At 49.7% G+C, this 26,003-nt stretch carries 18 protein-coding genes, 1 tRNA gene and 1 pseudogene; 17 read left to right on the top strand and 3 right to left on the bottom strand.

Annotation, left to right across the window (positions count from 1 at the left end; translation table 11 throughout):
- Position 1: 1 nt before the first annotated feature.
- From recJ to A9B99_RS21730, 6 genes are all read left to right on the top strand, one after another.
- Positions 2-1,732 carry a single-stranded-DNA-specific exonuclease RecJ gene (gene recJ, locus A9B99_RS21755; RefSeq protein WP_064601188.1) on the top strand — a complete coding sequence of 577 codons (1,731 nt, stop codon included), beginning with the start codon at positions 2-4 and terminating at the stop codon, positions 1,730-1,732.
- A 160-nt stretch (positions 1,733-1,892) separates the two neighbouring features.
- A protein-coding gene (prfB, locus tag A9B99_RS21750; RefSeq protein WP_110024631.1) for a peptide chain release factor 2 occupies positions 1,893-2,991 on the top strand; the annotation gives its coding sequence in 2 pieces (ribosomal slippage) (positions 1,893-1,967 and positions 1,969-2,991; 1,098 coding nt in all).
- 9 nt (positions 2,992-3,000) lie between these two features.
- On the top strand, positions 3,001-4,512 hold the full coding sequence (gene lysS / locus A9B99_RS21745; RefSeq protein WP_064601187.1) for a lysine--tRNA ligase: 1,512 nt from the start codon (positions 3,001-3,003) through the stop codon (positions 4,510-4,512).
- Between the two features lie 107 nt (positions 4,513-4,619).
- On the top strand, positions 4,620-5,384 hold the full coding sequence (gene actS / locus A9B99_RS21740; protein ID WP_064601186.1) for an amidase activator ActS: 765 nt from the start codon (positions 4,620-4,622) through the stop codon (positions 5,382-5,384).
- A gap of 90 nt (positions 5,385-5,474) precedes the next feature.
- Positions 5,475-5,548 (top strand) — tRNA-Gly (locus A9B99_RS21735).
- Between the two features lie 579 nt (positions 5,549-6,127).
- The gene (locus A9B99_RS21730; RefSeq protein ID WP_064601185.1) at positions 6,128-6,442 is read left to right on the top strand and encodes a hypothetical protein; all 315 of its coding nucleotides are present in this window, start codon (positions 6,128-6,130) and stop codon (positions 6,440-6,442) included.
- Here the strand turns inward: A9B99_RS21730 and A9B99_RS21725 are convergent.
- Entirely contained in the window at positions 6,439-7,245 is an 807-nt protein-coding gene (locus tag A9B99_RS21725) for a DUF4225 domain-containing protein (RefSeq protein WP_064601184.1), read from the bottom strand. The genes A9B99_RS21730 and A9B99_RS21725 overlap by 4 nt on opposite strands.
- Before the next feature lie 56 nt (positions 7,246-7,301).
- Here A9B99_RS21725 and A9B99_RS21720 point away from each other — a divergent pair.
- The 4 genes and pseudogenes from A9B99_RS21720 to A9B99_RS21705 all read left to right on the top strand — a co-directional run.
- Positions 7,302-7,709, top strand: a pseudogene (locus A9B99_RS21720) (Hcp family type VI secretion system effector); the annotation flags it as partial.
- A 257-nt stretch (positions 7,710-7,966) separates the two neighbouring features.
- Complete coding sequence (locus tag A9B99_RS21715; RefSeq protein ID WP_064601182.1) at positions 7,967-8,842, top strand: AraC family transcriptional regulator; 876 nt, start codon at positions 7,967-7,969, stop codon at positions 8,840-8,842.
- A 310-nt stretch (positions 8,843-9,152) separates the two neighbouring features.
- Complete coding sequence (locus tag A9B99_RS21710) at positions 9,153-10,022, top strand: aldo/keto reductase (protein ID WP_064601181.1); 870 nt, start codon at positions 9,153-9,155, stop codon at positions 10,020-10,022.
- 694 nt (positions 10,023-10,716) lie between these two features.
- Positions 10,717-11,340, top strand: coding sequence for a hypothetical protein (locus A9B99_RS21705; RefSeq protein ID WP_064601180.1), 624 nt, complete (start codon positions 10,717-10,719; stop codon positions 11,338-11,340).
- A 238-nt stretch (positions 11,341-11,578) separates the two neighbouring features.
- On the opposite strand, the gene dld is transcribed toward A9B99_RS21705, so the two are convergent.
- Complete coding sequence (gene dld / locus A9B99_RS21700; RefSeq protein WP_082917938.1) at positions 11,579-13,321, bottom strand: D-lactate dehydrogenase; 1,743 nt, start codon at positions 13,319-13,321, stop codon at positions 11,579-11,581.
- 108 nt (positions 13,322-13,429) lie between these two features.
- Positions 13,430-15,154: a ubiquinone-dependent pyruvate dehydrogenase gene (gene poxB, locus A9B99_RS21695; protein WP_064601179.1), complete on the bottom strand. Its 1,725-nt coding sequence runs from the start codon at positions 15,152-15,154 to the stop codon at positions 13,430-13,432.
- A gap of 561 nt (positions 15,155-15,715) precedes the next feature.
- On the opposite strand from poxB, the gene A9B99_RS21690 reads away from it, so the two are divergent.
- The 7 genes from A9B99_RS21690 (at position 15,716) to entS (ending at position 25,797) form a co-directional block, all read left to right on the top strand.
- On the top strand, positions 15,716-17,107 hold the full coding sequence (locus tag A9B99_RS21690) for an NAD-dependent succinate-semialdehyde dehydrogenase (RefSeq protein WP_064601178.1): 1,392 nt from the start codon (positions 15,716-15,718) through the stop codon (positions 17,105-17,107).
- Positions 17,108-17,244: 137 nt separating this feature from the next.
- Positions 17,245-18,372, top strand: a complete 1,128-nt coding sequence (locus A9B99_RS21685; RefSeq protein ID WP_064601177.1) for a ribosomal protein uL16 3-hydroxylase — start codon at positions 17,245-17,247, stop codon at positions 18,370-18,372.
- Between the two features lie 299 nt (positions 18,373-18,671).
- A complete protein-coding gene (locus A9B99_RS21680; protein WP_064601176.1) occupies positions 18,672-18,881 on the top strand; it encodes a YdgH/BhsA/McbA family protein in 210 nt (69 codons plus the stop codon).
- 303 nt (positions 18,882-19,184) lie between these two features.
- Positions 19,185-20,396 (top strand): enterochelin esterase, encoded by a 1,212-nt coding sequence (gene fes, locus A9B99_RS21675; RefSeq protein ID WP_064601175.1) that lies wholly within the window; start codon positions 19,185-19,187, stop codon positions 20,394-20,396.
- Between the two features lie 30 nt (positions 20,397-20,426).
- A complete protein-coding gene (locus A9B99_RS21670; RefSeq protein WP_064601174.1) occupies positions 20,427-20,648 on the top strand; it encodes an MbtH family protein in 222 nt (73 codons plus the stop codon).
- A complete protein-coding gene (locus A9B99_RS21665) occupies positions 20,645-24,538 on the top strand; it encodes an enterobactin synthase subunit F (RefSeq protein ID WP_064601173.1) in 3,894 nt (1,297 codons plus the stop codon). The genes A9B99_RS21670 and A9B99_RS21665 overlap by 4 nt, the downstream gene beginning before the upstream one ends.
- Positions 24,535-25,797, top strand: a complete 1,263-nt coding sequence (gene entS / locus A9B99_RS21660; protein WP_064601172.1) for an enterobactin transporter EntS — start codon at positions 24,535-24,537, stop codon at positions 25,795-25,797. The genes A9B99_RS21665 and entS overlap by 4 nt, the downstream gene beginning before the upstream one ends.
- Positions 25,798-26,003: the final 206 nt, after the last annotated feature.

The following is a 26,003-nucleotide window of genomic DNA, read 5'->3' as shown; positions in this document are numbered from 1 at the left end:
GGTGAAAAAACAGTTACAACTCCGCCGCCGCATCGTTGATGATCAGGCGGCGCTGCCAGAGTCTCTCCCGCCGTTATTGCGGCGCATTTATGCCAGCCGTGGGGTACGTAGTGAAGAGGATTTAGCGCGCAGTGTCAAAGGGTTGCTTCCCTGGCAGCAACTGAGCGGTATGGAAGGCGCGGTGGCTTTTTTACACCAGGCTTTGGTTAACCAGCAGCGTATTGTGGTTGTCGGAGACTTTGATGCCGATGGCGCAACCAGCACCGCATTGAGTGTGCTGGCACTGAAGCAGTTTGGTGCCAATGTGGATTACCTGGTTCCCAACCGTTTTGAGGATGGCTATGGGCTGAGCCCGGAAGTCGTGGTTCAGGCACACCAGCGCGGTGCTCAGGTTATCATGACTGTTGATAACGGTGTATCGTCACATGCCGGTGTGGACAAGGCTCATGAGCTTGGGATCCCGGTGCTGGTTACCGATCACCATCTGCCAGGCGAGACATTGCCCGCCGCAGATGCCATGGTCAATCCCAACTTACACGGCTGCGATTTTCCCTCCAAATCACTGGCAGGTGTAGGGGTTGCGTTCTATTTAATGATGGGGCTTCGTAGCCATTTGCGCGCTGCAGGCTGGTTCACTGAAACGGGCAGAGCAGAACCTAACCTTGCGGAGTTTCTGGATTTGGTCGCATTGGGCACAGTGGCTGATGTGGTGGCGCTGGATACCAATAACCGGATACTGGTCTGGCAGGGGTTAAGCCGTATTCGCGCCGGGCGTTGCCGGCCTGGAATTCGCGCACTGCTCGAAGTGGCTAACCGCGATGCGTCACGCCTGGTGGCAACTGATTTGGGGTTTGCCATTGGCCCGCGGCTGAATGCCGCCGGGCGGCTGGATGATATGTCTGTCGGCGTGGCGTTGCTGATGTGCGATAACCCCGGCGAAGCACGTATGTTAGCCAGTGAGCTGGATGCACTGAACCAGACCCGAAAAGAGATAGAGCAGGGCATGCAGCAGGAAGCACTGGTATTGTGCGACAAACTGGAGCGCAGCAGTGAAACGTTGCCTGCCGGGCTGGCAATGTACCACCCGGAGTGGCATCAGGGGGTGGTGGGTATACTGGCCTCGCGCATGAAAGAGCGTTTTCATCGCCCGGTAATCGCTTTCGCGCCTGCTGGCGACGGCAGCCTGAAAGGTTCAGGGCGCTCTGTTCAGGGCTTTCATATGCGTGATGCGCTGGAGCGCCTTGATACGCGTTTCCCCGGGCTGATGCTGAAGTTTGGCGGGCATGCCATGGCTGCCGGGCTGTCTTTAGAAGAATCGCAGTTTGAAACATTCCGCGAACGTTTTGCCGCGCTGGTGGATGAATGGCTGGACCCTGCCATGCTGCAAGGTGAAATTTGGTCGGATGGCCTGCTTGAACCCCAGGAAATGACGCTGAACGTCGCTGAAATGCTGCGTGATGCTGGCCCCTGGGGGCAGATGTTCCCGGAACCACAGTTTGACGGGCGTTTTCGCTTGCTGCAGCAACGGCTGGTGGGAGAACGCCATTTGAAAGTGATGCTGGAGCCTGTTGGCGGCGGCCCGTTACTGGATGGCATTGCTTTTAATGTGGACACACAATGCTGGCCCGATATGGGCGTAAAAGAAGTCGAACTGGCTTACCGGCTGGATATCAATGAATTTCGCGGTAACCGCAACTTGCAGTTAATTATCGAAAACCTCTGGCCGGTGTAATTACCCAAAATATCCCTGCCAGTTATCCGCCAGAACGCCCCAGGTGAAATAACCGCCTGGGGCGTAAATTTTTAAGGTATAAAATGTTCAGTAAATCCGGTAGACTTCCCGGTCTGTAACCGCATATGTCTTCTCTTAATTCAACGTAAGATTCGCAACCATGTTTGAAATTAACCCGGTAAAAAACCGCATCCAGGATCTCACCGAACGCACTGACGTTCTTAGGGGGTATCTTTGACTATGATGCGAAGAAAGAGCGTCTTGAAGAAGTAAACGCCGAGCTGGAACAGCCCGATGTGTGGAACGAACCTGAACGCGCGCAGGCGCTGGGGAAAGAACGTTCTTCACTGGAAGCCATCGTTGGCACGCTGGACCAAATGCAGCAAGGCCTGGATGATGTCAATGGCCTGTTAGAGCTGGCGGTGGAAGCTGACGACGAAGAAACGTTTAATGAAACGATCGTCGAGCTGGATCAACTGGACGCGAAACTGGGTCAGCTTGAGTTCCGTCGTATGTTCTCTGGTGAATACGACAGCGCAGATTGCTATATCGATATTCAGGCCGGTTCTGGTGGCACTGAAGCGCAGGACTGGGCAAGTATGCTGCTGCGTATGTATCTGCGTTGGGCGGAAGACAAAGGTTTCAAAACTGAAATTATTGAAGAGTCTGAAGGTGAAGTCGCTGGCCTGAAATCTGCCACAGTGAAAGTGATGGGGGATTATGCCTATGGCTGGTTGCGCACTGAAACCGGCGTTCACCGCCTGGTGCGTAAGAGCCCGTTCGACTCAGGTGGCCGTCGCCATACGTCATTCAGCTCCGCGTTTGTGTACCCGGAAGTCGATGACGACATTGATATTGAAATTAACCCGGCTGATTTACGTATTGACGTATATCGTGCATCCGGAGCAGGTGGCCAGCACGTAAACCGAACAGAATCTGCGGTTCGTATTACGCACGTTCCAACCGGGCTGGTTACTCAGTGCCAGAATGACCGTTCTCAGCATAAGAACAAAGATCAGGCAATGAAGCAGTTGAAAGCGAAGCTGTACGAGCTGGAAATGCAGAAGAAAAATGCTGAGAAACAGGCAGTGGAAGAAACCAAGTCTGATATTGGTTGGGGCAGCCAGATTCGTTCTTATGTACTGGATGATTCCCGTATCAAAGATTTGCGCACAGGTGTGGAAACACGTAACACGCAAGCGGTACTGGACGGCAGTCTGGATAAATTCATCGAAGCAAGTTTGAAAGCAGGGTTATGAGGAACCAACATGTCTGAACAACAATCACAGGGCACTGAAGTCGATCTTAATAATGAAATGAAAAACCGCCGTGAAAAGCTGTCTGCACTGCGTAAGCAGGGCGTGGCTTTCCCGAACGACTTCCGACGTGATAACACTGCTGACAAACTGCACGCTGAATTTGATAGCAAAGAAAATGAAGAACTGGAAGCGCTGGGTATTGAAGTTAGCGTAGCAGGGCGCATGATGACTCGCCGTATCATGGGGAAAGCCTCTTTCGTTACGTTGCAGGATATGGGCGGTCGTATTCAGCTGTATGTTTCCCGTGATGATTTACCGGAAGGTATCTATAACGAACAGTTTAAGAAATGGGACCTGGGCGATATCCTCGGCGCTCGCGGTAAACTGTTCAAAACCAAAACCGGTGAGCTGACCATTCATTGCACCGAGATGCGCCTGCTGACCAAGGCACTGCGTCCGTTGCCAGACAAATTCCACGGCCTTTCTGACCAGGAAATGCGTTATCGCCAGCGTTATCTGGACCTGATCGCCAACGAAGAGTCCCGCCATACTTTCCAGGTGCGTTCTCGTATTCTGGCGGGTATCCGTAAATTCATGGTAGGCCGTGGGTTTATGGAAGTGGAAACGCCGATGATGCAGGTGATTCCGGGTGGAGCTTCTGCGCGCCCGTTCGTGACACACCACAATGCGCTGGATATCGATATGTATCTGCGTATTGCGCCTGAGCTGTACCTGAAACGTTTGGTGGTGGGCGGTTTTGAGCGGGTGTTCGAAATCAACCGTAACTTCCGTAACGAAGGTATTTCTGTGCGCCATAACCCTGAGTTCACCATGATGGAACTCTATATGGCGTATGCGGACTATAACGACCTGATTGAACTGACCGAATCCCTGTTCCGGACAATGGCGCAGGAAGTTCTGGGCCAGACTCAGGTGCCTTATGGTGATGAGACCTTTGACTTCGGCAAACCTTTTGAAAAACTCACCATGCGTGAAGCTATCAAAAAATATCGCCCGGAAACGGATATGGCAGATCTGGACGACATGGCGAAAGCCGTGGCAATCGCTGAGTCTGTTGGTGTTAAAGTTGAGAAAAGCTGGGGCCTGGGCCGTGTTGTTACCGAGATCTTCGAAGAAGTGGCGGAAAGCCATTTGATCCAGCCGACATTTATTACCGAATACCCGGCAGAAGTGTCTCCACTGGCGCGTCGTAACGATCAAAACCCGGAAATTACCGACCGTTTTGAATTCTTTATCGGTGGCCGTGAAATTGGTAATGGCTTCTCCGAGTTGAATGACGCTGAAGATCAGGCTGATCGTTTTGCCCAGCAGGTTGCCGCAAAAGACGCCGGTGATGACGAAGCCATGTTCTACGATGAAGACTATGTCACTGCACTGGAACATGGTCTGCCACCAACTGCAGGCCTGGGTATTGGGATTGACCGTATGGTTATGCTGTTCACCAACAGCCATACCATTCGTGATGTTATCCTGTTCCCGGCTATGCGCCCGGTGAAATAATCCGCTAACGCTCCCCATTGGGGGAGCGTTTTCTCGCTATCGTTCGGTCTGGCTACCGTCTTGCTATTAACACCGGAAGCTATCTGAATAGATCCAGAGGAGAGTGCGTGAGTTCGGGAATCACTTTTTCACACTGGCTCAGACCAATTATCTGTCTGTTTTTAGCCCTGTCTCTGGCTGCCTGTTCCGGGAGTGCGTCCCGCAACAATACGCCAATTTCTGGTTCAACTTACACAGTTCAGCGTGGTGATACGCTGTATCGTATCGCATTGCGTTCTGGTAGCTCAGTGGGCACGCTGGCACGTCTTAATGGCATTTCACCGCCTTATACCATTCAGGTTGGGCAACGTTTGCGGTTGAACGGTTCTTCGACCAGTAAAACAGTTACGCCGAAGGCATCAACCAGCGCTACAACAACTGCACGTAACAGCAGCATGTCGCAGCCTGAAAAACTGGCTCCTGCCAGCTGGCCTGCTCCCGGCAGTAAATGCTGGCGCTGGCCGACACAAGGAAAAGTGATTGATGGCTGGTCCAGTAAAGATGGCGGCAATAAAGGCATTGATATCGCCGGTACGCGCGGGCAGCCCGTGTATGCCGCCGCCGCCGGGCGTGTGGTTTATGCTGGCGACCAGTTGCGTGGTTATGGCAACCTGATTTTAATTAAGCATGATGAAAACTACATTACTGCTTATGGTCATAATCAGAGCATGCTGGTTACCAATGGGCAGCAAGTGAAGGCCGGGCAGAAAATAGCCACCATGGGCAGCACAGGTACCAACACAGTCAAACTGCATTTCCAGATTCGCTACAAAGCAACAGCACTGGACCCACTGCGTTATTTACCGGCTCAGGGGAAATCACCGTCCTGCTAAGCAGGGCGGTTGCTTAAAATGACAGCACTCAGTTGGTGCGGCTCTTGTTAATCAATTCCAAATGTCTATAATGCGTTACGCACTTCCGATGCGGGTGTAGTTCAATGGTAGAACGAGAGCTTCCCAAGCTCTATACGAGGGTTCGATTCCCTTCACCCGCTCCATCCTTTTCAAAGCCTTTAAATCTTTTTAACTCAACTAGTTAACTTTAAAGTGATGTGAGTAAAGTACTGCTATTTACCCTAAAAGTTGCTGCAATTTGTTGAACGGTGAACAGGGAGTTTAGCAAAGTGCTGGTGGTCCTACTGGTCATAGCATGGTGCATTTTGCCTGATGCTCCCTTATGCCACACATTGAGTTAATGTTGCAGGGAAAAAAAGTGTATGGTGAATTAGTACCTGCACACAAAATGCAGGTTCTGCCAGCGGTTCGGCCTCACTCCTTCGGGCACATGGTCATCCTGATAAGCCTCACTAATTGACATAACCTTGATTAAGTCGCCTAACGACTCCGCGCGTTATCTTACCATCAATGGGCTTATTGGTTGCTATTGCCTGAAATCTGATCATCATGTGAACGTTAACCTTAATGGTCGCAACGCCTTGGCACCACCCAGATGATAAGAAAGGGGAGATAGAGTCTGCCGAAAAGTTTCGGCTGGATTGCTATAAAGTTCATCCGTATGATTGCTTGCACAATCAGTGATTGGGGAACATCTTTTGAGAGATAAAGGACGATACAATATGAAAGTTACTGATGAAGCTTTGTTACGTTCTGGCTTTACATCGTCGGATTTACAGAAGATAAAAAACAACGTTGAAAGTTACGGTGGAACCTTGGGGGAAGCGATTCAGGATCTGGCTAATCGATTCAGGATTGTTTTATGGATAACATCAGTATGTCTGATGGTTTTTATCATTTTAGTGTTGTTTTCTGCGAAAGAAACCGTCGTGGGTGGTGGCATATCAATTCTGATCGCAATACTCATTGTTGCATTTATCCAGCCGCCAGTGCTTTCTTACAAGTCCTGGCGGTTCTGGAGAAAATTCAGAGACTAATGGTTCGATGTGTCAGAAGAAAGCAGGTCAAATATTACTTTGGCCTTAAGTCCATAACCTACTATTTTCATCGTTAATTTCGGGCGGCTCATCGTATCGACCTTGCGATAGAAATCACGGGGCATCCATTTAAATAGCCTCCATGCTTCGGGTCTTCTGGCTAATCCAAAGATGCTATATACACTTGCAGTCAACGTAATGGCGTTATAAATCGCAAGTCCTGTTTCAGGCTTGAAACCCATAAATTGGGCTGCTTCCATAGTGCCATCAGCCACAAATCCCTCTGTTTTATATTGTTTTCCATATATACCTGGAATGATTTCTTTTGACAGACCGTTAATGCCATCTGTTACAAGGATAGCCCCTGCCAGCATACCTAAAGGTGTCATCGTAGAGACCATTAACGCACCGCCAGCAATTGCTATTCCAGAGACCACAATGTGAATAGCTGAAATCATGTACCCGACGATTTTATTATTTTCCTTAACAAACTCGACCTTCGCGTAAAGCTGTGCGGACTTTGTTCTTAACAGGCGCTCTTGTTCAAGCAGGCTGTCTGTTTCAGCACGCAAATTTTTGATACATACAATGCATTCTTCATCGGTTTTAGCTCGTCGTGCTGTTTCAAATTCTTTTTCTACAACCTGTTTTATCTCTTCGACAAACTTGATACGTGTAAGAACATCTTGCAAATAGAATGCTGACAGCCGGTTTGCTGTTTCGACGAGTTTTCTGGCTTCCAGATTCACCATTGTATCTGACCATGTTCTGTTCCAGCCCCTGTTGAGCAGCGCGATATCTATAAAGACTCCTTCCCCAAATGTGTCTGGTCATTTTACGGTAATATGTTCACGGACGTGATGGAAGCATAGAACTACGCAGTTTGCAGCATGGCGTAGTTATCCCTGCCGATCCCCTCACGGGTAAAGTTACTGGTTCCCGTCAGGACTGCTCTTTTAACTTCACCAAAGAAATTGACAGTTCATCGCCGTATTTGTTCAAAGCCGTTGCAACAGTCCAGGCACTTAAAAGTGCTGAATTTCAGTTCTACAGAATAAACTACAGTGGACAAGAAGAAATCTACTACACCATCACGTTAGAAAATGTGAAAGTGGTTAGCCATAACCCTGTTATGCACGATACCCGCAACGTAACAGGTACAGGGCACATGGAAGATGTTTCCTTGAGTTATGAGAAAATCATCCATCTTTATAAAGATGGGCACATTCTTAACTCTGATGCGTGGAACGAGAAGAAGCAAGTCTGATAGCATAGAGAAGGCAGAGCATTGCGCCCCTTTTCTCGTTTATGGGAAAACGATTTCAGGATAATCCACCAATTCCACATTCCGGCTTTAGTCTTGAAAGTTACTTTAAAATTTCCGTTATCAATTACCAATGTTGAGGTATTTCAGCGCTCTGGTGTGTTTATTATTCCTCAATGTTTCTTTTGAACGTTACTTGGGCAAGATCGGTCAGGCAAACTGAACCGCCTTCGAGCATATTAAGCAGCACGGAGGAAGTCATGTGTGATAATAAAACTGATAGTTACGCCAGACGATTTAAACAGGTCTTTGATTATATTGACTGTCATCTTGATGACACATTATTACTGGAAAAACTTAGTGAAGTGGCTCACTTCTCGCCATTTCACTTCCATCGTCAATTTTGTAGTTATTGTGGGATGCCACCTGGTCGTTACATCCAGATGATGCGTTTAAAGCGTGCTTCTTATCGGCTGGCTTTTAATCCGTTAGAGAAAATTACTGATATCGCGTTCGATGCCGGTTTCCAGCATTCTGAATCATTTAGCCGTGCTTTCAGACAAATGTTTGGTTTGTCACCGACGCAATTCCGTCAACAGCCTCCTTGGGTAGATTGGCACAAGCGCATATCCGAACCTTACAAAGCCAGGAGACAAACAATGCAAGGCCAGGTCAGGATCATCAATTTCCCTGCGACAGCAGTCGCAATGCTGACTCATTATGGACGACCGGAGCTAATAAATGAAACTGCAGCTCGTTTTATTGAATGGCGAAAAAGCAGCGGGTATTCGCCTGTTGCCATCAGCCAGACATACGGTATTGCACCTCATGACCCAACCTTAACAGCGCCGGACAAATTTGAGTTCCATATTTGCGGAACAGTCACGTCACCGATAGTGGAAGATAATCGCTTCGGGGTCATAAATAGTGGCATTCCGGCTGGTCGATGTGCGGTATTGCGTCATCAGGGATCGCATGATGCATTAACCGGGTTGGCAAAGAGTCTGTACCGTGACTGGTTGCCTGAGAGTGGAGAGGAACTGCGTGATTTCCCGCTTTTCTTTCATTACCACAACTTTGTGCATGAGGTAGCGGAACATGAATTACTCACGGATATCTATTTGCCATTGAAATGAACTGCTTCATGGCAATTTCGTCGTCGCCGCACTCCAGTGCGGAACGCGCCGGGGGGCCACCTGGCGCGTTTTTTGTCAACAGAAAGACTGGGCAGTGACAGATGTGCGACAAATAGCTCGTAATCACACTCAATAGCGCTCACTTTCTACCAGTAGTTCGGGAGACAATCGGCAAGTTTTTCTCTTCCTCCACAAACAGCGAGTGTCTGATTAATGAGTTCTGCTCACAAGTCATATCTTATTTTGCATATTAATTACATGGATACTTTTATTCTAGAATAATGCTTTGAGATGGCAGAGGAGCTCAACCGTGGAATACTCAGTATTAAGCAACAACCTTAAAATGCCGATGGCAGGTTTTGGTGTGTTTAAGGTAACCGATAAAGAAGAATGTAAACAGTCCGTGTTGAGTGCTGTTCGGGCAGGTTATCGTCTTATTGATACCGCAGCCGTTTACGGCAATGAAGATGCTGTTGGTGATGCTGTTCGTGAAGCTATCGCAGAAGGTCTGTGTACCCGTGAGGAGTTATTCATTACTTCTAAACTGTGGGTACAGGATATGGCCAACTACGATATGGCGAAAGCCGGTATCGGGGCGTCGTTAAAAAAATCGGGTCTGGAATATTTCGATCTTTACTTATTGCATCAGGCCATGGGGGATTATTTCAGCGCGTGGCGCGCACTGGAAGAGGCATATGAAGCAGGAAAACTGAAAGCGATTGGCGTGTCCAATTTCTATGCCCATGTATTAGCCAACTTCTGCGAAACAGTCAGAATCAAACCCATGGTGAATCAGGTTGAATTGCATCCTTACTTTGCACAACCGGATGCACTTGAAACCATGAAGTATTACAACGTTCAACCTGAGGCCTGGGCTCCATTAGCGGGTGGGCGGCATAATCCTTATGAAAATGAAATGCTGCAAAGCATTGCCAGAGCCCATAACAAAACCGTTGCTCAGATTATTCTGCGCTGGAATTTGCAACGTGGTGTGACGGTTATCCCTAAATCCACACGCCTGGAACGTATTGAAGAGAACTTTGCTGTCTGGGATTTCTTACTGACGGATGGCGAAATGGCCCAAATCAGTTCACTGGATGAAGGCTACGTTGGTGAAGCGGTAAAACACTTTAATCCTGAATTTGTTCGTGGCTGCCTTGGTTTGAAAATCCACGACTGACAGCCGTATTCGTTAATATCCGGGCCATTTTCCAGAACAAGACGTGGTGCGGGTATTACGTTGATCTCAGACCCAGCTTTGTTGCTGTATTACCTGTGGGGCAAATACACTCTCCTGCCGGCTTTTTACTTTATACCTTTCCTTTAGTTGCACACAAATCATGCCTGGTTTGTGTTTTTCTGGCGTTAAATACTGTTTAAGTTCAGGTAAAACCGTAAATCAGTATCTTTCTTTATCGTTATTCCTGCGATTAGCTGGTGATTAATTTTGGTTAAATCATACAGCCAGACTGTTTTTCAGCCTGGGTCGAAGGAAACCATAAAAAGTACCTGTGAGTGGGAAGGAATCGGTTATCGCTGTCAGGTTATAAATACGGTCGTAAGGTATTCGTTCATATTGGGTTATTTTTATTGGGTTTGTTGTCCTTTGTTCAATGAAACAGAAGCAGTAACTGGCGGTTTCACCTTGGGGTGATTCGCCTTAAGGCTGTGCAATGCATAACTGCAACGCACATGTGCTAATCCAGTCTTTCAGGCTGTTTCACTTGCGGTTTTGTGCCCGGCTGAATGCAAACAATCTTCCCGTACCCTGGTTCGTGTTGGTTGCCTGCATTGGCAGGCGCAATATACATGCCTGAAAAGACTTGCTTCTGGCACTCCTCCGTTCGTTCATGAACATATGTGGAGATTTGACAATGGTCTCATCACTATCGGGATATGCGAATTATCCTTTGTCGTATATCCCTTCAGTCAGTAGTACCAGTAGTGCCCCGGCAACAACAGATCTGTCTGAAGTGCAAAAGGCCACCTCACACCATTCCGGGAGAGGTGGTATTTACAGTGCGCTGACTAATGCGCTTTCAGAGTCGGGCATTACACTCAGTAGTGCAGACACCACTGCTACAGATACGGATAATACGGATACGTCCAGTACCTCATCAACAGCAGATACTGAGCAGTCTGTCGGGCAGTTTATCCAGGTTTTGATGGCTGCCATGCACAGTATGTCCGCACCAGCAGCACCAGCGACAGATACCGATGCACCACCACCGCCGCAGACTGTGGTGGCAGATTCGTCATCAGAAAACCCGATGCAGACCGACCTGAATGCGCTGATTAGCGAGCTGGCTTCTTCTTCCAGTTCAGCAACCAGTTCATCATCAGGTTCGGAAATCAGTGATCTGCAAAGTGCTTTCAGCTCTATGCTTTCCAGTCTGGGACAAAGTAGCAGCAATGTCACACTCAGTTCTGTTTTGCAGAATTTTGCGTCCACATTGTCGGCGAATCAGGGCACTAACATGGTTAATGAAGTTGCCTGATATCTGGTTATGAATTAACAGGTTAGTAAAGTTATGCCAGAAAGGCACTTCGGTGCCTTTCTTTTGGCCATATAAAAATATGTTGTCAGACAGAGGCGTTTTGTCGCATTAGTGGGTATGTGTTGAACCTGAGCGACGGAAAAAAACTGCAAACACGTTTAAAACATGTCTGGTAACAATTAACAGTAAAATGGGCGCACATCGGCCGATACATAAATTCCTCGTGCGCCTGACAGAGCTATTCCTCTGCATGTTCGTGGTAGTGGCGGTATTTTGAGGTATGCCCAATCCCTGGATTAAAACAGTTGCAAGGATCCAGTGTTTGGTAATGGTTTTTCAAGGCTGCTTTTGCAAAGTATAAGTGCCCGACATTATGCTCTGCAGGGTATTCCGCTCCTCTGTTATCCAGCAGCTTCCACATTTTGTGTTCAAGTTCGAGGCAATCATGGCCTTTACTCACAATATAATCCTGATGGAATACATGGCACAAAAAGTGGCCGTAGTAGAGTTTCAGCAAAATCGGCTTTTCAATCTCCCTGGGCAAGGTTTCACACCATTGCTGAGTATTTCTTGGTAGTGCGATGTCCAGCGCAAGAATGTTTTCGACTGTCCGGGTGTGCACTGCCCGGTATCGATTTGCCGCACCGGCAGCAGCAAACCGATGCAAAAAAGCTTTGGTGCCTTCTTCTTTTGTGCATTCAAAAAAATCACCACTTTTATGGCTAAAATAGCTTGATAAAAAGTTCCTGGCTTCTTCCTTTCCTTCAGCCGACACTTTAAGTAGCAAGTGGTGCTCAAATTTGTCCCGATATTCACGCATTCTTGGGGGCAAATGGTTGGGGAACAGAGTGCTGGCGAACTGCATGATTCTGTCCGTGAAATTAGAAGGGAATATTCTCAGTTTGGTAAAAATATTATCCATTTTGGCTTTGAGGGCGAAAAGCCTGGGTAGGCGTGATGTCCCCAAGTAATGAATCATCAGAAAGGTGTCTTTGCCATATTTTTCAGCGACATTAAAAGCTACTCTGTGTAGATATTCCCCAGAAATAGGTAACTGCTCAAACGTCGACAGAATATAACGACGTATATCCGTTAATTCCTGTGGGTCATTGGTGCCAATATAGAAAACCTGCGGATCTTTCTCTATTGGAAAGGTGTCAAGGCGTACAGCAAACACCATAACTTTTCCGGCCGATCCGGAGGATTCATACAAACGATGCGGATCGGCATTAAATCGGGCTGGCGTATTTTCATCAATTTGGCGCACGTAGCTTTCGTAATCGTGATCGGAACAATTCCCCTGGTTATTTTCAATATCTGCATCACTGAAATCCCCCTGTTCAATACGCTGGAGGACATCTTCTTCTAAACCTGTTAACGAAATACCCAGGTGGTTGACTAAATGTAGTTCACCCTGACTATCGACTTGTGCAAACAGTGACATCTGGGTATATGCCGGACCACGGCGAACCAGTGCGCCACCAGAGTTATTACAAATACCACCAAACACCGAGGCACCAATACAGCTTGAACCAATCACTGAATGGGGTTCCCGTCCCAGTGGACGTAGTATTGTTTCTAATTGATCAAGAGTTGATCCAGGTAAACAGATAACTTGTTTCCCTTGCTGAATAACATGAATGGTTTTCATCCGGGTCATACTGACAATGACTATATCCCTGTCATAATCATCGCCATCCGGCGTTGAACCACCGGTTAATCCGGTATTAGACGCCTGCGACAGAACAATCACACCCGCATTAATGCAGGCTTTCAAAACTTGCCATTGCTCAACGAGTGAACCCGGACGAACTACCGCGAGGGCTTTCCCACAGCCAAAACGAATACCTGTACGGTATTGTTTTGTGTGTTCTTCATCCGTTAACACATATTTGTTACCAACTATTTGGTTTAATTGAGAAATTAAGCTGTCACTGTTTTGCTGCGCATGAAGAGACGCAGCAGAAGGCCATGTAACCATCATGTTACTCCGAAGAGGGTAAAAAGCATCGACGGGAAATTGAACCCGAGTTTTCGTTTGCAGGGGGGAACGGAAAGCCGTGTCAGACACAGCTTTCCGCATCTGGCTTTATCGCCGCCAGTTAGTTTTGCTCAGCTCAATAATTTCATCACCACGGCCATTGAGCAGCGCTTTCATCATATACAGGCTGAAGCCTTTCGCCTGTTCCATTTTAATTTGTGGTGGCATCGCAAGTTCCTGTTTGGCTGTATCCACTTCCAGAACCACCGGGCCTTCATGTGCCAGGGTTTCTTTCAGCGCGCCAGGCAGGTCCTCCGGTTTACCAACATGAATACCTTTTACACCGCAGGCTTCGGCAATGGCGGCAAAGCTCGGGTTTTCTAAGTTCGTGTCATCAGAAAGATAACCACCAGCTTTCATTTCCATGGCGACAAAGCCTAAAGAACGGTTATTGAACACCACAATTTTTACAGGGAGTTTCAATTGATTAAGGGACAACAGATCCCCCATTAACATGGAGAAGCCCCCGTCACCACACAGTGCGACAACCTGGCGTTTTCTGTCGATGGATTGTGCCCCCATGGCCTGTGACAATGCGTTGGCCATGGAGCCGTGGTTAAACGAACCAATTAAACGGCGTTTCCCATTCATTTTCAGATAACGCGCAGCCCATAATGTTGGAGTGCCCACATCACAAGTAAATACCGCATCGTCGGCTGCGGCTTCGCTCACCAGGCGTGCCAGGTACTGTGGGTGAATCAGGCCATAGGCTGTTTTTCCGTTAGCCAGTTCATCCAGACCTTTACGTGCTTCAGTGTAATTTGCCACACACTGCTCCAGATGCGCAGAGCTGTGATTACTGTTAATCATTGGCAGAAGAGACTGCAATGTGGACTTAATATCCCCTAATACACCGAGGTCGATTTGGGTATGGCGGCCCAAAGACGCCGGGTTATTATCGATTTGCAGTATACTGGCATTTTCCGGGTAGAACGCGCGGTATGGGAAACTGGTGCCAAGCAGTAAAACTGTATCGGCCTGGCGCATGGCGTGGTAGCCCGATGAAAACCCGATTAAACCCGTCATACCCACATCATAAGGGTTGTCATATTCGATATATTCTTTACCACGCATGGCATGAACAATCGGAGCCTGTAATTTTTCGGCCAGTGCGAGAACTTCCTTATGGGATTCAGCACAACCCGCGCCACACATTAAGGTGATTTTTGCGCTGTTATTGAGTTTTTCGGCCAGTTCAGCGAGATCTGCCTGCTGAGGCTGGTAATAAGCGGGTTTAGGTACATTCCATTTCGGCTCAATTCCTTCAGGAACAGCCTGTAATGCAATATCGCCCGGCAATACTAATACGCTGACATCACGGTGAAGTATGGCCTGGCGCATGGCTGTTTCCAGCAAATAAGGCATTTGTTCCGGGTTGGAAACTAATTCGCAATAAACACTGCATTCTTTAAAGAGTTCTTGCGGATGAGTTTCCTGGAAATAATTGGTGCCAATTTCTGCGGAAGGAATATGTGCGGCAATGGCCAGAACCGGAACACGGTTACGGTGGCAATCAAATAATCCGTTGATTAAATGCAAGTTACCCGGCCCACAGGACCCCGCACATACCGATAATTTGCCAGTAACATGAGCTTCAGCACCTGCGGCAAATGCTGCTGTTTCTTCATGACGGGTACCCAACCACTCGATTGTACCTAATTTTCTCAGGCTGTCGCTGATGCCATTTAATGAATCGCCAGTAACACCCCAAATACGTTTAACACCCGCTTTATCAAGCGTTTCAGTAATGAAATTTGCAATACTTTTCGACATACAAAACTCCCTAAAAAGAGAATGGTAATAACACAAAGTAAATAAAATGTTATCAACTTGAGATTATTATCAACCCTTTTTGGTTTCGTGTTCAAGGTGTGAATGTCATTTGTATTACAAATATTTTATTATATTAATGTTGTTTTATATCTTTTTTTGTAATATGTGAACTTATTTTTTATCCATATAAAACAATATATTACTGTTTTTATCGTGAAGGTTTGTTAGATAACATCGTGCTTTTTCAGGAAAATTGCTGGCTGTGGTTAAAATAAAAATAAATAGTAAATAAGGGAAATAATAAGCAAAGTAAACGAATTTGTTGAATGTTCAATAATTCTGATTAATACCAACAAAACAACTGTCTTTCTCTTGTTATGTTCGCTGGATACTATTTTTTCATTATGTGTGGTACCCCCGGTAACGTGACGTTATCTGTGCCAGACTGATGCAGGATAATTTAACTTTTTAGCCCTGTCAGGCATGCCAGGGTCGGAAACACTTAATGAGATAAAAAAGGGTGCCACGTTATGTGGCTGATTATTGTTAAGGAGAATTTCCATGGCATACGCAACAACGAACCCCTACACTGGGGAAGTTATTAAGACATTTCCTGATGCAACAGACGCAGAAGTCGCAGACGCTATTGCCAGGGCACATAATACTTTCACTGCATGGCGTAATGTTTCATTTGCACAACGTGGTGAAATCTTACAAAACGCAGCTAACTTGCTGCGTAAACAGAAAGACGAATTTGCTCGTTTACTGACGCTTGAAATGGGCAAGTTATATAGTGAAGCGCTGGCTGAAGTAGAACTGTCAGCTCAGATTTTTGAATATTATGTTAAAAATGCGGAAAAACTATTAGCGCCGGAAAACCTACCAGTAGCTAATCCCCAGGAAGCCACCGCTAAAATTGTTCATGAACCGTTAGGTGTTTTGCTGGCGATTGAACCGTGGAATTTCCCGTACTATCAGATTGCCCGTATCATTGCACCGCAGCTTTCTGCCGGGAATACCATCCTTCTGAAACATGCCTCCAATGTGCCGCAAAGTGCGGCTCGTTTTGAAAAACTCATGCATGATGCTGGTCTGCCGGATGGTGGGTTTATCAACCTGTATGCCGCGCGTCACCATATTGAACAAATCCTGAATGACCCGCGAGTGCAGGGCGTGGCGCTCACCGGTTCAGAAGGCGCCGGGGCAATAGTCGCTGCACAAGCCGCGAAAGCGCTGAAAAAATCCACCCTTGAATTAGGTGGGGCTGATGCCTTTATTGTGCTGGCGGATGCCGACCTGGACAAAACAGTAAAATGGGCCGTATTTGGCCGCCACTGGAATGGCGGGCAGGTTTGTGTTTCTTCCAAACGGATGATTATTGTTGATGACGTCTATGATGCGTTCCTTGAACGCTATACTGCAGGTGTGGCGGCGCTGAAAGCAGGCGATCCTCTCGACCCGGCAACCACACTGGCACCGCTATCCTCGCAACAGGCGGCAGACGAAGTCAAAGAGAAAATCCAGTTAGCGGTTTCCCACGGTGCGCAGGCACTGGAAGTTGGGCCGAAAGTACCCACCCAGGGCGCGTTTGTTCAGCCCACGATTCTCACTGATGTGGCACCCGATAACCCGGCTTATTACATGGAATTCTTTGGCCCGGTATCAATGATCCTGCGTGCCAAAGATGATGAAGATGCTGTACGTATAGCCAATGATTCCCCGTTTGGCCTGGGGGGCTCTATTTTCACTCGTGATACGGCTCGTGGTGCGGAACTGGCAACCAAAGTCTCTACCGGGATGGTTTACATTAACCACCCAACACGCGTGAAAGCAGACCTGCCATTTGGTGGTGTACGCCGCTCCGGCTATGGTCGTGAATTAACCGGGCTGGGTATTAAAGAGTTTGTTAACCACAAACTGATTTCTGTTGTAGATATTGACGCAGAATTCTAAACCAGCGACAGGAAGCCTTTAAGTTCGGGCTTCCTGTCATTCCCATCCTTTCGCTCGCAGGTTTGACCCACAACAAAGAGCTCCGCAACCCCACCTCTTTATAATCAGCCCCCATTTCCCTTGCGCGGTACACATAAATGGCTTACCAACTCAATATCAACTGGCCGGAGTTTCTGGAAACTTACTGGCAGAAAAAACCGGTTATCTTAAAAAATGCTTTGCCAGATTTTATCGATCCTATTACGCCAGATGAGCTGGCTGGCCTTGCAATGGAAGCTGAAGTCGACAGCCGTATTGTGAGCCAGCAGAATGGGGAATGGCAGGCCTGGAACGGGCCGTTTGAACAATTTGACCATCTGGGCGAAACGGGCTGGTCTTTACTGGCACAGGCGGTAAACCACTGGCATGCGCCTTCGGCTGAACTGGTTCGCCCTTTTCGGGTATTACCAGACTGGCGGCTTGATGATTTGATGATCTCGTTCTCGGTACCGGGTGGTGGTGTTGGCCCGCATATCGATCAGTATGATGTATTTATCATTCAGGGCATGGGCAGCCGCCGCTGGCGGGTAGGAGATAAACTACCAATGAAGCAGTTCTGCCCACATCCGGCGTTACTGCATGTTGATCCGTTTGAACCAATCATTGATGAAGATCTGGCGCCTGGCGATATTCTTTATATCCCGCCCGGATTCCCCCATGACGGCTTTACCCACGAAACAGCATTAAATTACTCTGTTGGTTTTCGTGGGCCTAATGGACGCGATCTGATCAGCAGTTTTGCGGATTATGCGCTGGAAAACGATCTGGGTGGTGAGCATTACAGTGATCCGGATCTGACATGCCGCGAACACCCTGGGAGGGTAGAGAATTATGAACTGGATCGGGTGCGCAATATGATGCTTGATCTGATCAACCAGCCCGAAGACTTTGTGCAATGGTTTGGCCGCTTTGCCACTACGCCACGCCATGAACTGGACATTGCGCCGCCAGAACCCGCTTATCAGGCTGATGAAGTGGTTAATGCGCTGCGTTCAGGTGAAGCCCTGACCCGGCTCAGTGGGCTGAGAGTTCTGCATATTGGTGAACATTTCTTTGTTCACAGTGAAGCGCTGAACACCAGCGATGACAATGCCGCAGATGCGCTGTGCCGCTATACCACTATTGGTGAACAGGAACTGGGTAACGGGCTGAATAACCCGGCGTTTGTCGCTGAACTGACTGCTCTGGTAAACCAGGGATACTGGTTCTTTGGCGAAGAAGAATAACCTTCATCAACCAGTGAGCAGGGCATTTGTCCTGCTCACCAGGTAATAATCCTGGTGACACCTTCCGTTTTATTCTGGTTAACATCATTTAATCCACTGATTTTAAATCGTATTCCTTCATCATCTCTTTTTCCAGGACCCGATTATTTTTATTAATATGTGCGAATTGTAATTATAAGCGCACTTTTAGTTATTATAGATATAATTTCATTGGTTACTATATGTGCATTGACCTTAAGGCATCGTTCAACCAAATCACTTGTGTTGATTAACGAATTAATAAATGAAGGAATATGACTATGAAAAATATTAAAACCATCGCTGCTGTCGCTGCTCTTACTCTGGTTTCATTTGCAAGCTTTGCACAATCTGTCAGTGTGACCGCGGATACGCTGGATAGCGCTGAAGCAAAAATTGCTGCAAAAGCACAGCAGGAAGGAGCGTCCTACCATATTACTGAAGCAAATACGAACAACAAAGTTCATATGACTGCAGAGCTGACCAAATAATCACGCAGCGCTGGCTGTGGAACCAGAAAAACCGCATATAAGGTTTTTCTGGTTTGAACTCCACTGGTTATTCCCCACGAAACATCGCCTGTACTCTCTCCCTTTGGGGAAAATTATCTTCCAGAACAGATATTCCTGAAGAAGTAACGCTGATTAAAAACAGGGTTTTGTTACTTTTCTTCTGCCATCCCAAAGTCATTCATGAGAATTATAATAACATTGAAAATGAAAATTATTATCAATACTATAATGCGCAATTCCTGTTACAGTTAAAAACCATTTTAACGATGAGGTTATTGGGCAATGGAACTGGCTTTTGGGAGCCATGCGTGGTGGCAACATAAACAAAGCCCGGAGTGGGTGGCTGAAGGCACAGATAAGTGCCGGGTAACGTTCTGGTGGCGTGACCCGAACGGAGATGAATCAACTTCACCCGTTCGCCGGGTATGGCTCTATATTACCGGGGTCACTGACCACCATCAGCAAGCGGTTCCCCAGTCTCTGCAACGTACTCAGGGTACCGATGCCTGGTCATGGACCACCTCATTAAGTTCGCACTGGCGTGGCAGCTATTGCCTTATTCCCTCGCTCGCTGAAAACGACTTCAGTGAAGCTGTCATGCAGGGCGACATGAGCGATAAAATGGCGCTGCGAGAAAGCTGGCGCCGGTTGTTACCCCAGGCGATTGCTGACCCACTAAACCCGCTAAGCTGGCGAGGGGGGCGTGGTCACCCGGTTTCAGGTCTGGAACTGCCGGATGCGCCAGAACAACCAGGGTGGAAGAACACGCAAGTGGCTTACACAGCACCACAGTGTATTAACTGGTACAGCGAACATTTGCACAATACCCGCCGGGTTTGGGTTTACACCACTGGTGAGGTTTTTGATCCTGCCGAACGGCCACTGGCAATACTGCTGGACGGGGAGTTTTGGGCGCAGAGCATGCCAGTCTGGCCGGTACTGCAATCACTGACTCTGGCCGGGCAATTGCCCGCGGCCGTTTATGTACTGGTCGATGCTATCGATACTGCTCATCGCAGCCGGGAATTACCCTGTAACCCGGATTTTTGGCTGGCGGTGAAAAACGACTTATTACCCCGTATTGCGCAGCTTGCCCCCTTTAATCCTGACGCACAACATACCGTGGTTGCCGGGCAAAGCTTCGGTGGCCTGGCCTCGTTATATGCCGCATTACACTGGCCTGAGCATTTTGGCTGTGCGCTCAGCTTGTCTGGTTCCTACTGGTGGCCCAACCGGGGGGAAACCGTGGATGGCGAGCTTATCCATCAGGTGCAAAGTGGCCAGCTCCCGACGGGCAGTCCTCGTATCATTCTTGAAGCGGGCTTACGTGAGCCCCTTATCTTTCGGGCCAGTCAGGCCATGTATACACAACTACAACACGCACAGTACAACGTTTTGTGGCGTCAGTTTGACGGCGGACATGACGCGTTTTGCTGGCGCGGTGGGTTAACCAGCGGATTAACCACGCTCTGGGCACCACTGTTGGGCCAGTAAAGCGTATTTTTCATGACAGAGGAGCCAGGTATGGAGTTCAGCAACCCCTTCGATAACCCGCAAGGGTTGTTTTTCATTTTGTGTAATGCGCAGCAGCAGTATTGTTTGTGGCCGCAGCAGTGCGCGCTGCCTATTGGATGGCAGGTTGCCTGTAACGCACAGCCCCAGGCTGATTGTAATACCTGGCTGAATGCTCAGTGGCAGTCTCTTCATCCCCGTCATCAGGTGAGTTGTGAGGGGGAAAGTGCATGAATTTACCTTTAGTGGCGGCACAACCTGGCATCTGGATGGCGGAAAAGCTCTCTTCTTCACCGCAAAGTGAATGGAGTGTGGCGCATTATGTTGAGCTCGATGGGGAACTGGATGCTGCATTGTTGTCCCGTGCAATTGAATGCGGCCTGGCACAGGCAGATACCCTTCATCTGCGTTTTCATGAAACAGACGGTGAAATCTGGCAATCAGTGGATGAGTCCCTGGCCTTGCCTGCTCCCGGGCTGACTGATTTGCGCCATGAAGCCGCGCCTCATAACGCGGCAATGGCGTTAATGCAGCAGGATTTAAACCAGAATCTGCGGGTGGACAGCGGTAATCCGCTGGTTTACCACCATATCTATCGTGTGGGTGACAACCGCTGGTACTGGTATCAGCGTTATCACCACTTGCTGGTGGATGGCTTCAGTTTTGTTGCCATCACTCAGCACATTACTGCCATTTACCGTGCATTGTTGCGCGGCATGCCACTTCCAGCTTCACCATTCACACCCTTTGCCGATGTCGTGGAAGAGTATCAGCATTACCAGCACAGTGAGGCCCGACGACGGGATAGCGCGTTTTGGGCGCAGGAAGCACAACAGCTACCGCCTGCGGTCTCACTATCTGAGGTGCCATTACAGGACAATGCATCTGGCCATGAGATTATAAAACTGGTTCAGCAGGCTGATGCTCAGGTATTTAACCAACTTATGCAGGCTGTACCTGGGTGCCGTGGAGAAGACATCGTTCTGGCTCTGGTGGCGCTGTGGCTGGGGCGGTTATCCGGGCGGCGCGATTATACCACCGGGTTTATTTTTATGCGGCGTATGGGCTCGGCCGCATTGAGTTCAACCGGGCCGGTGCTGAATGTGTTGCCACTGGCTGTCACGATTGACCCTAACCAAACGCTGGCTGAGCTGGCGCAGTCACTGGCGGGTAAGTTAAAGAAAATGCGCCGCCACCAGCGCTACGACACCGAACAGATCCTGCGGGATACCGGGCGCGTAGTCAGCCACGAACCACTGTATGGCCCGGTATTTAACGTAAAAGTGTTTGATTACCAGGTTGATATGGATGGCCTGCGTGGCAAAACACATATCCTGGCCACCGGCCCGGTCAAAGATTTGGAACTGGTGTTGTTACCGGGTGAAGCGGGTGGTGCGTTCGGCATTGAATTACTGGCTAATGCTCACCGCTACCAGGCGGACAGCCTCTCCCGCCATATGCAACGCCTGCCATTGTTGCTCAGGCAGTTTGCTGCAAACCCGGGTTTGCGCTGTGGCGACAGTCAGTTACTGCTCGACGAAGAACAGGCTCAACTGGCACGCATTAACCAGACTGAGACACCGCTTCCGCGCACTACATTAAGTGAGTTGCTTGCGCGCCAGGCAAACCAGACACCCGATGCGCCAGCACTGGTTGATGCCGAAATCAGCCTGAATTACCGGGAAATGCGTGAACAGGTGGTTGCCCTGGCGCATCAGTTACGCCAGCAGGGTGTCCGCCCCGGAGATTGTGTTGCTGTCGCTTTGCCGCGTTCCGTCTTTTTGACACTGGCGCTGCATGCCATTGTGGAAGCAGGAGCCGCCTGGCTCCCTCTGGATACCGGTTACCCGGACGACCGCCTGCATATGATGCTGGAAGATGCCCGCCCCGCGGTACTGATTACCACGCCCCAACAGCAAGAGCGTTTCCGGCATAGTGGTGTGCCCGCGTTTATTGGTTATGACGGGCTTCTGCCCACGCAAGGGGCAACACCGCTGGCGCTCTCCCGCCCGGAACATACGGCGTACATTATTTTTACCTCTGGCTCTACCGGCAGGCCGAAAGGCGTTATGGTGGGGCAGTCGGCAATTGTTAACCGCTTGCTGTGGATGCAGGAGCATTATGCCCTGACGGCGAATGACGTTGTTGCGCAGAAAACACCCTGCAGTTTTGATGTCTCGGTGTGGGAGTTCTTCTGGCCGTTTATCGCCGGGGCAAAACTGGTTATGGCTGAGCCAGATGCTCACCGTGACCCGGAAATGATGCTGCAGTTTTTCCGCCATTATGGGGTAACAACCACCCACTTTGTGCCTTCCATGCTGGCGGCTTTTGTTGCCATGCTTTCCACCAAAGAACGTGACCAGGATTGTGAGTCATTACGCCAGGTCTTTTGCAGTGGAGAGGCCCTTCCCTCGGGGTTATGCCGTGAGTGGGAACAACTGACCGGTGTGGCGCTCCATAACCTGTACGGGCCAACCGAAGCCGCTGTGGATGTCTCCTGGTACCCGGCTTATGGCGAGACTCTGGCCGCCGTGACCACCCCCAGTGTGCCAATTGGTTTCCCTGTGTGGAATACCGGGTTGCGAGTTCTGGATGACATGATGCAGCCAGTGCCCGTTGGCGTTGCCGGAGACCTGTACCTTACAGGTGTTCAACTGGCTCAGGGGTATATGCATCGACCTGATTTAACTGCCAGCCGGTTTATTGCCGACCCGTTTGTCGCTGGTGAACGGATGTACCGAACGGGAGATGTGGCACGCTGGCTAAGCAATGGTGCTGTCGAATACCTGGGCCGCAGCGACTTCCAGTTGAAAATCCGTGGCCAGCGTATTGAGCTGGGTGAAATAGACGCGGTATTACAGAGCCTGCCGGGTGTTGCCCAGGCGGTGTCCCATGCCTGTGTTTTCAACCATGCCGCAGATGTGGGGGGCGATGCCCGCCAGTTAGTGGGGTACCTGGTGGCGGAAGAGGGCTGCGTGCCAGATGAAGCCGTGTTACTGGAACAGGTACGCCAGCAACTGCCACCGCACCTGGTGCCGGTTGTCCTGATTACGCTTGATACATTGCCATTGAGCGCTAACGGTAAACTGGATCGTAAAGCACTACCGCTCCCACAACTGCGCCAGCCATCTCCGGGGCGAGCGCCTTTGCCCGGCACTGAAAGCCTGATTGCTGGCGCATTTGCGCAATTGTTGGGGTGTGAAATCAACGATGCCAGCGCCGATTTCTTTGCCCTTGGCGGGCACTCCCTGCTGGCGATGCGCCTTGCAGCCAAACTGAGCCACCAACTGGGGCTGCGGGTACGGCCCGGGCAAATCATGGCAGCCTCCACAGTTGAAAAACTCAGCGAAGCGCTTGGGCAGGGCAACTCAGGCTCATCTCAGCCAGCCGGTTTTGAGCCGTTACTGACCTTGCGGGAAGGCAATGGACCTGCGCTGTTTTGCTTCCATCCCGCTTCTGGTTTTGCCTGGCAGTTCAGCGTGTTATCCCGCTACCTGGCACCATGCTGGTCTGTGGTTGGCGTGCAGGCGGCAGGCCCGGCAGGGCCAATGCAGTCGGCGGCAACGCTTGAAGCATTGTGTGAGCACCATCTTGCCATACTGACTGCGCATCAGCCCCACGGGCCTTATTATCTGCTTGGTTATTCATTAGGGGGAACCCTCGCTCATGCTCTGGCATCCAGGCTGGAAGCACAGGGCGAAACCGTAGCTTTCCTTGGGTTGCTCGACACCTGGCCACCAGAAACACAAAACTGGTCAGGTAAAGACCACCAGCAGCCTGACCCGGAAGTGCTTGAGAAAATCGCCCATGAACGTGAAGCCTTTATCGCGGCACAGCAGGGGCAAAATGCGGCGGATGAATTGTTCAGCGCTATTGAGGCCAACTATGCCGATGCCGTTCGTTTACTGGCAACGGCGCGAAGCCAGCGCTTTAACGGGCATGCCACCTTGTTTGTGGCAGACCAGACACTCGCCAGCGGGCTTGAGCCGCACAGCGCCTGGGCACCCTGGAGCGGGTCATTGTCGGTATATCACCAGCCATGTACTCATGCCGGGATTATTACGCCGGATGCCTTTGCCACTATTGGCCCGCAAATCAGTCAATTGTTGGGAGCACCTTTATGAACAGGCCGCCTTCACGCTGGCTTAATCTCAGCCTGCTGAAAACACACCCGGCATTCCGCGCTGTGTTCTTTGCCCGGTTTATTTCCATCCTCTCGCTAGGGTTATTAGGGGTGGCGGTGCCGGTACAAATCCAGACTCTTACCCAGTCAACCTGGATGGTAGGCCTGGCGGTGACACTGACTGGCGGAGCGATGTTTATTGGCCTGATGACGGGCGGCGTGCTGGCCGACCGCTACGAGCGTAAGCAGTTGATTCTGTTTGCGCGAGCCACCTGTGGTGTCGGGTTTATTGGGCTGTGCATCAATGCGTTATTGCCAGCGCCATCACTGGTGGTGATTTATTTGCTGGGTATCTGGGATGGTTTCTTTGCTTCACTGGGCGTTACGGCCTTACTGGCGGCAACACCGGCGCTGGTGGGCCGCGAAAATCTGATGCAGGCCGGGGCGATAACCATGCTGACGGTGCGCCTTGGGTCAGTGATTTCCCCCATGCTGGGTGGGTTGTTACTGGCGAGTGGCGGTGTGGAATGGAACTATGGCCTGGCGGCACTGGGGACATTTATCACACTGTTGCCTTTGCTGTTCCTGCCCCATTTACCTCCTCCGCCTCAGCCGCGGGAAAACCCACTGAAATCACTGCTCGGTGCCGGGCATTACCTGGTGAAAAACCCGTTAATTGGCGGCATTGCATTGTCAGGTGGGTTGGTGACCATGGCGAGTGCCGTGAGGGTGCTGTACCCGTCGCTGGCCGAAGTCTGGCAGGTATCTGACTCCCATATTGGTCTGTTGTATGCGGCTATACCACTTGGCGCTGCGGTGGGGGCGCTAACCAGTGGTAACCTGGCGCATCACCCACGCCCCGGTTTATTGATGCTCCTGACTACGCTGGGGGCGTTTATTGCTATTGCTCTGTTCGGGCTTATGCCAGCCTGGTTGCCTGGTGTCGTGTGCCTGGTGGGATTTGGCTGGCTCAGCGCCATCAGTGCGCTACTCCAGTACACCTTGCTACAAACCCAGACACCGGAACACATGCTGGGCCGGATAAATGGTTTATGGACGGCGCAAAACGTCACTGGCGATGCCATTGGCGCAGCGGTGCTGGGTGGGTTGGGGGCGGTTGTTTCGCCAGCACACTCGGCCAGTGTCAGCGGTGTTGTACTGTGCATTATTGGGGTAATCCTGTTACTCAGTCTGGGGCAACTGCGCCGCTTTCACCAGGAGGCGGTCTCTTCTGCCTCCGGTACGCCCGGGCAGGCATAAGTTTTATGTAAGGAATGTCTGAAAATGGGGTGCCACTGGTCGCCCTCTGGCAGTTTGCCGGATATGGCCTGGTGGTGAATGGGGCGATTTTACGGGAAACGCTCAGGTCGAAAATAGCACCAGCCCACTGCTCATATGGTTTGTGTGGTTGACATCCCATTTGGTTGCTTTTAGGGTAGCAGGCATAAAATATGTAAATGATAATT

The organism is Mangrovibacter phragmitis, assembly GCF_001655675.1.
Classification (GTDB): Bacteria; Pseudomonadota; Gammaproteobacteria; order Enterobacterales; family Enterobacteriaceae; genus Mangrovibacter; species Mangrovibacter phragmitis.
Note: the sequence above shows the minus strand (reverse complement) of the source record. Positions and strands in the feature narration are given on the sequence as shown.

Coding starts and splice junctions, on each gene's coding strand:
- poxB (WP_064601179.1), bottom strand. CDS start 15,154: ATGTCGAAAAGTATTGCAAATTTCATTACTGAAACGCTTGATAAAGCG.
- A9B99_RS21685 (WP_064601177.1), top strand. CDS start 17,245: ATGGCTTACCAACTCAATATCAACTGGCCGGAGTTTCTGGAAACTTAC.
- A9B99_RS21665 (WP_064601173.1), top strand. CDS start 20,645: ATGAATTTACCTTTAGTGGCGGCACAACCTGGCATCTGGATGGCGGAA.
- A9B99_RS21690 (WP_064601178.1), top strand. CDS start 15,716: ATGGCATACGCAACAACGAACCCCTACACTGGGGAAGTTATTAAGACA.
- A9B99_RS21705 (WP_064601180.1), top strand. CDS start 10,717: ATGGTCTCATCACTATCGGGATATGCGAATTATCCTTTGTCGTATATC.
- A9B99_RS21670 (WP_064601174.1), top strand. CDS start 20,427: ATGGAGTTCAGCAACCCCTTCGATAACCCGCAAGGGTTGTTTTTCATT.
- fes (WP_064601175.1), top strand. CDS start 19,185: ATGGAACTGGCTTTTGGGAGCCATGCGTGGTGGCAACATAAACAAAGC.
- A9B99_RS21730 (WP_064601185.1), top strand. CDS start 6,128: ATGAAAGTTACTGATGAAGCTTTGTTACGTTCTGGCTTTACATCGTCG.
- entS (WP_064601172.1), top strand. CDS start 24,535: ATGAACAGGCCGCCTTCACGCTGGCTTAATCTCAGCCTGCTGAAAACA.
- lysS (WP_064601187.1), top strand. CDS start 3,001: ATGTCTGAACAACAATCACAGGGCACTGAAGTCGATCTTAATAATGAA.
- A9B99_RS21680 (WP_064601176.1), top strand. CDS start 18,672: ATGAAAAATATTAAAACCATCGCTGCTGTCGCTGCTCTTACTCTGGTT.
- dld (WP_082917938.1), bottom strand. CDS start 13,321: ATGGTTACATGGCCTTCTGCTGCGTCTCTTCATGCGCAGCAAAACAGT.
- A9B99_RS21715 (WP_064601182.1), top strand. CDS start 7,967: ATGTGTGATAATAAAACTGATAGTTACGCCAGACGATTTAAACAGGTC.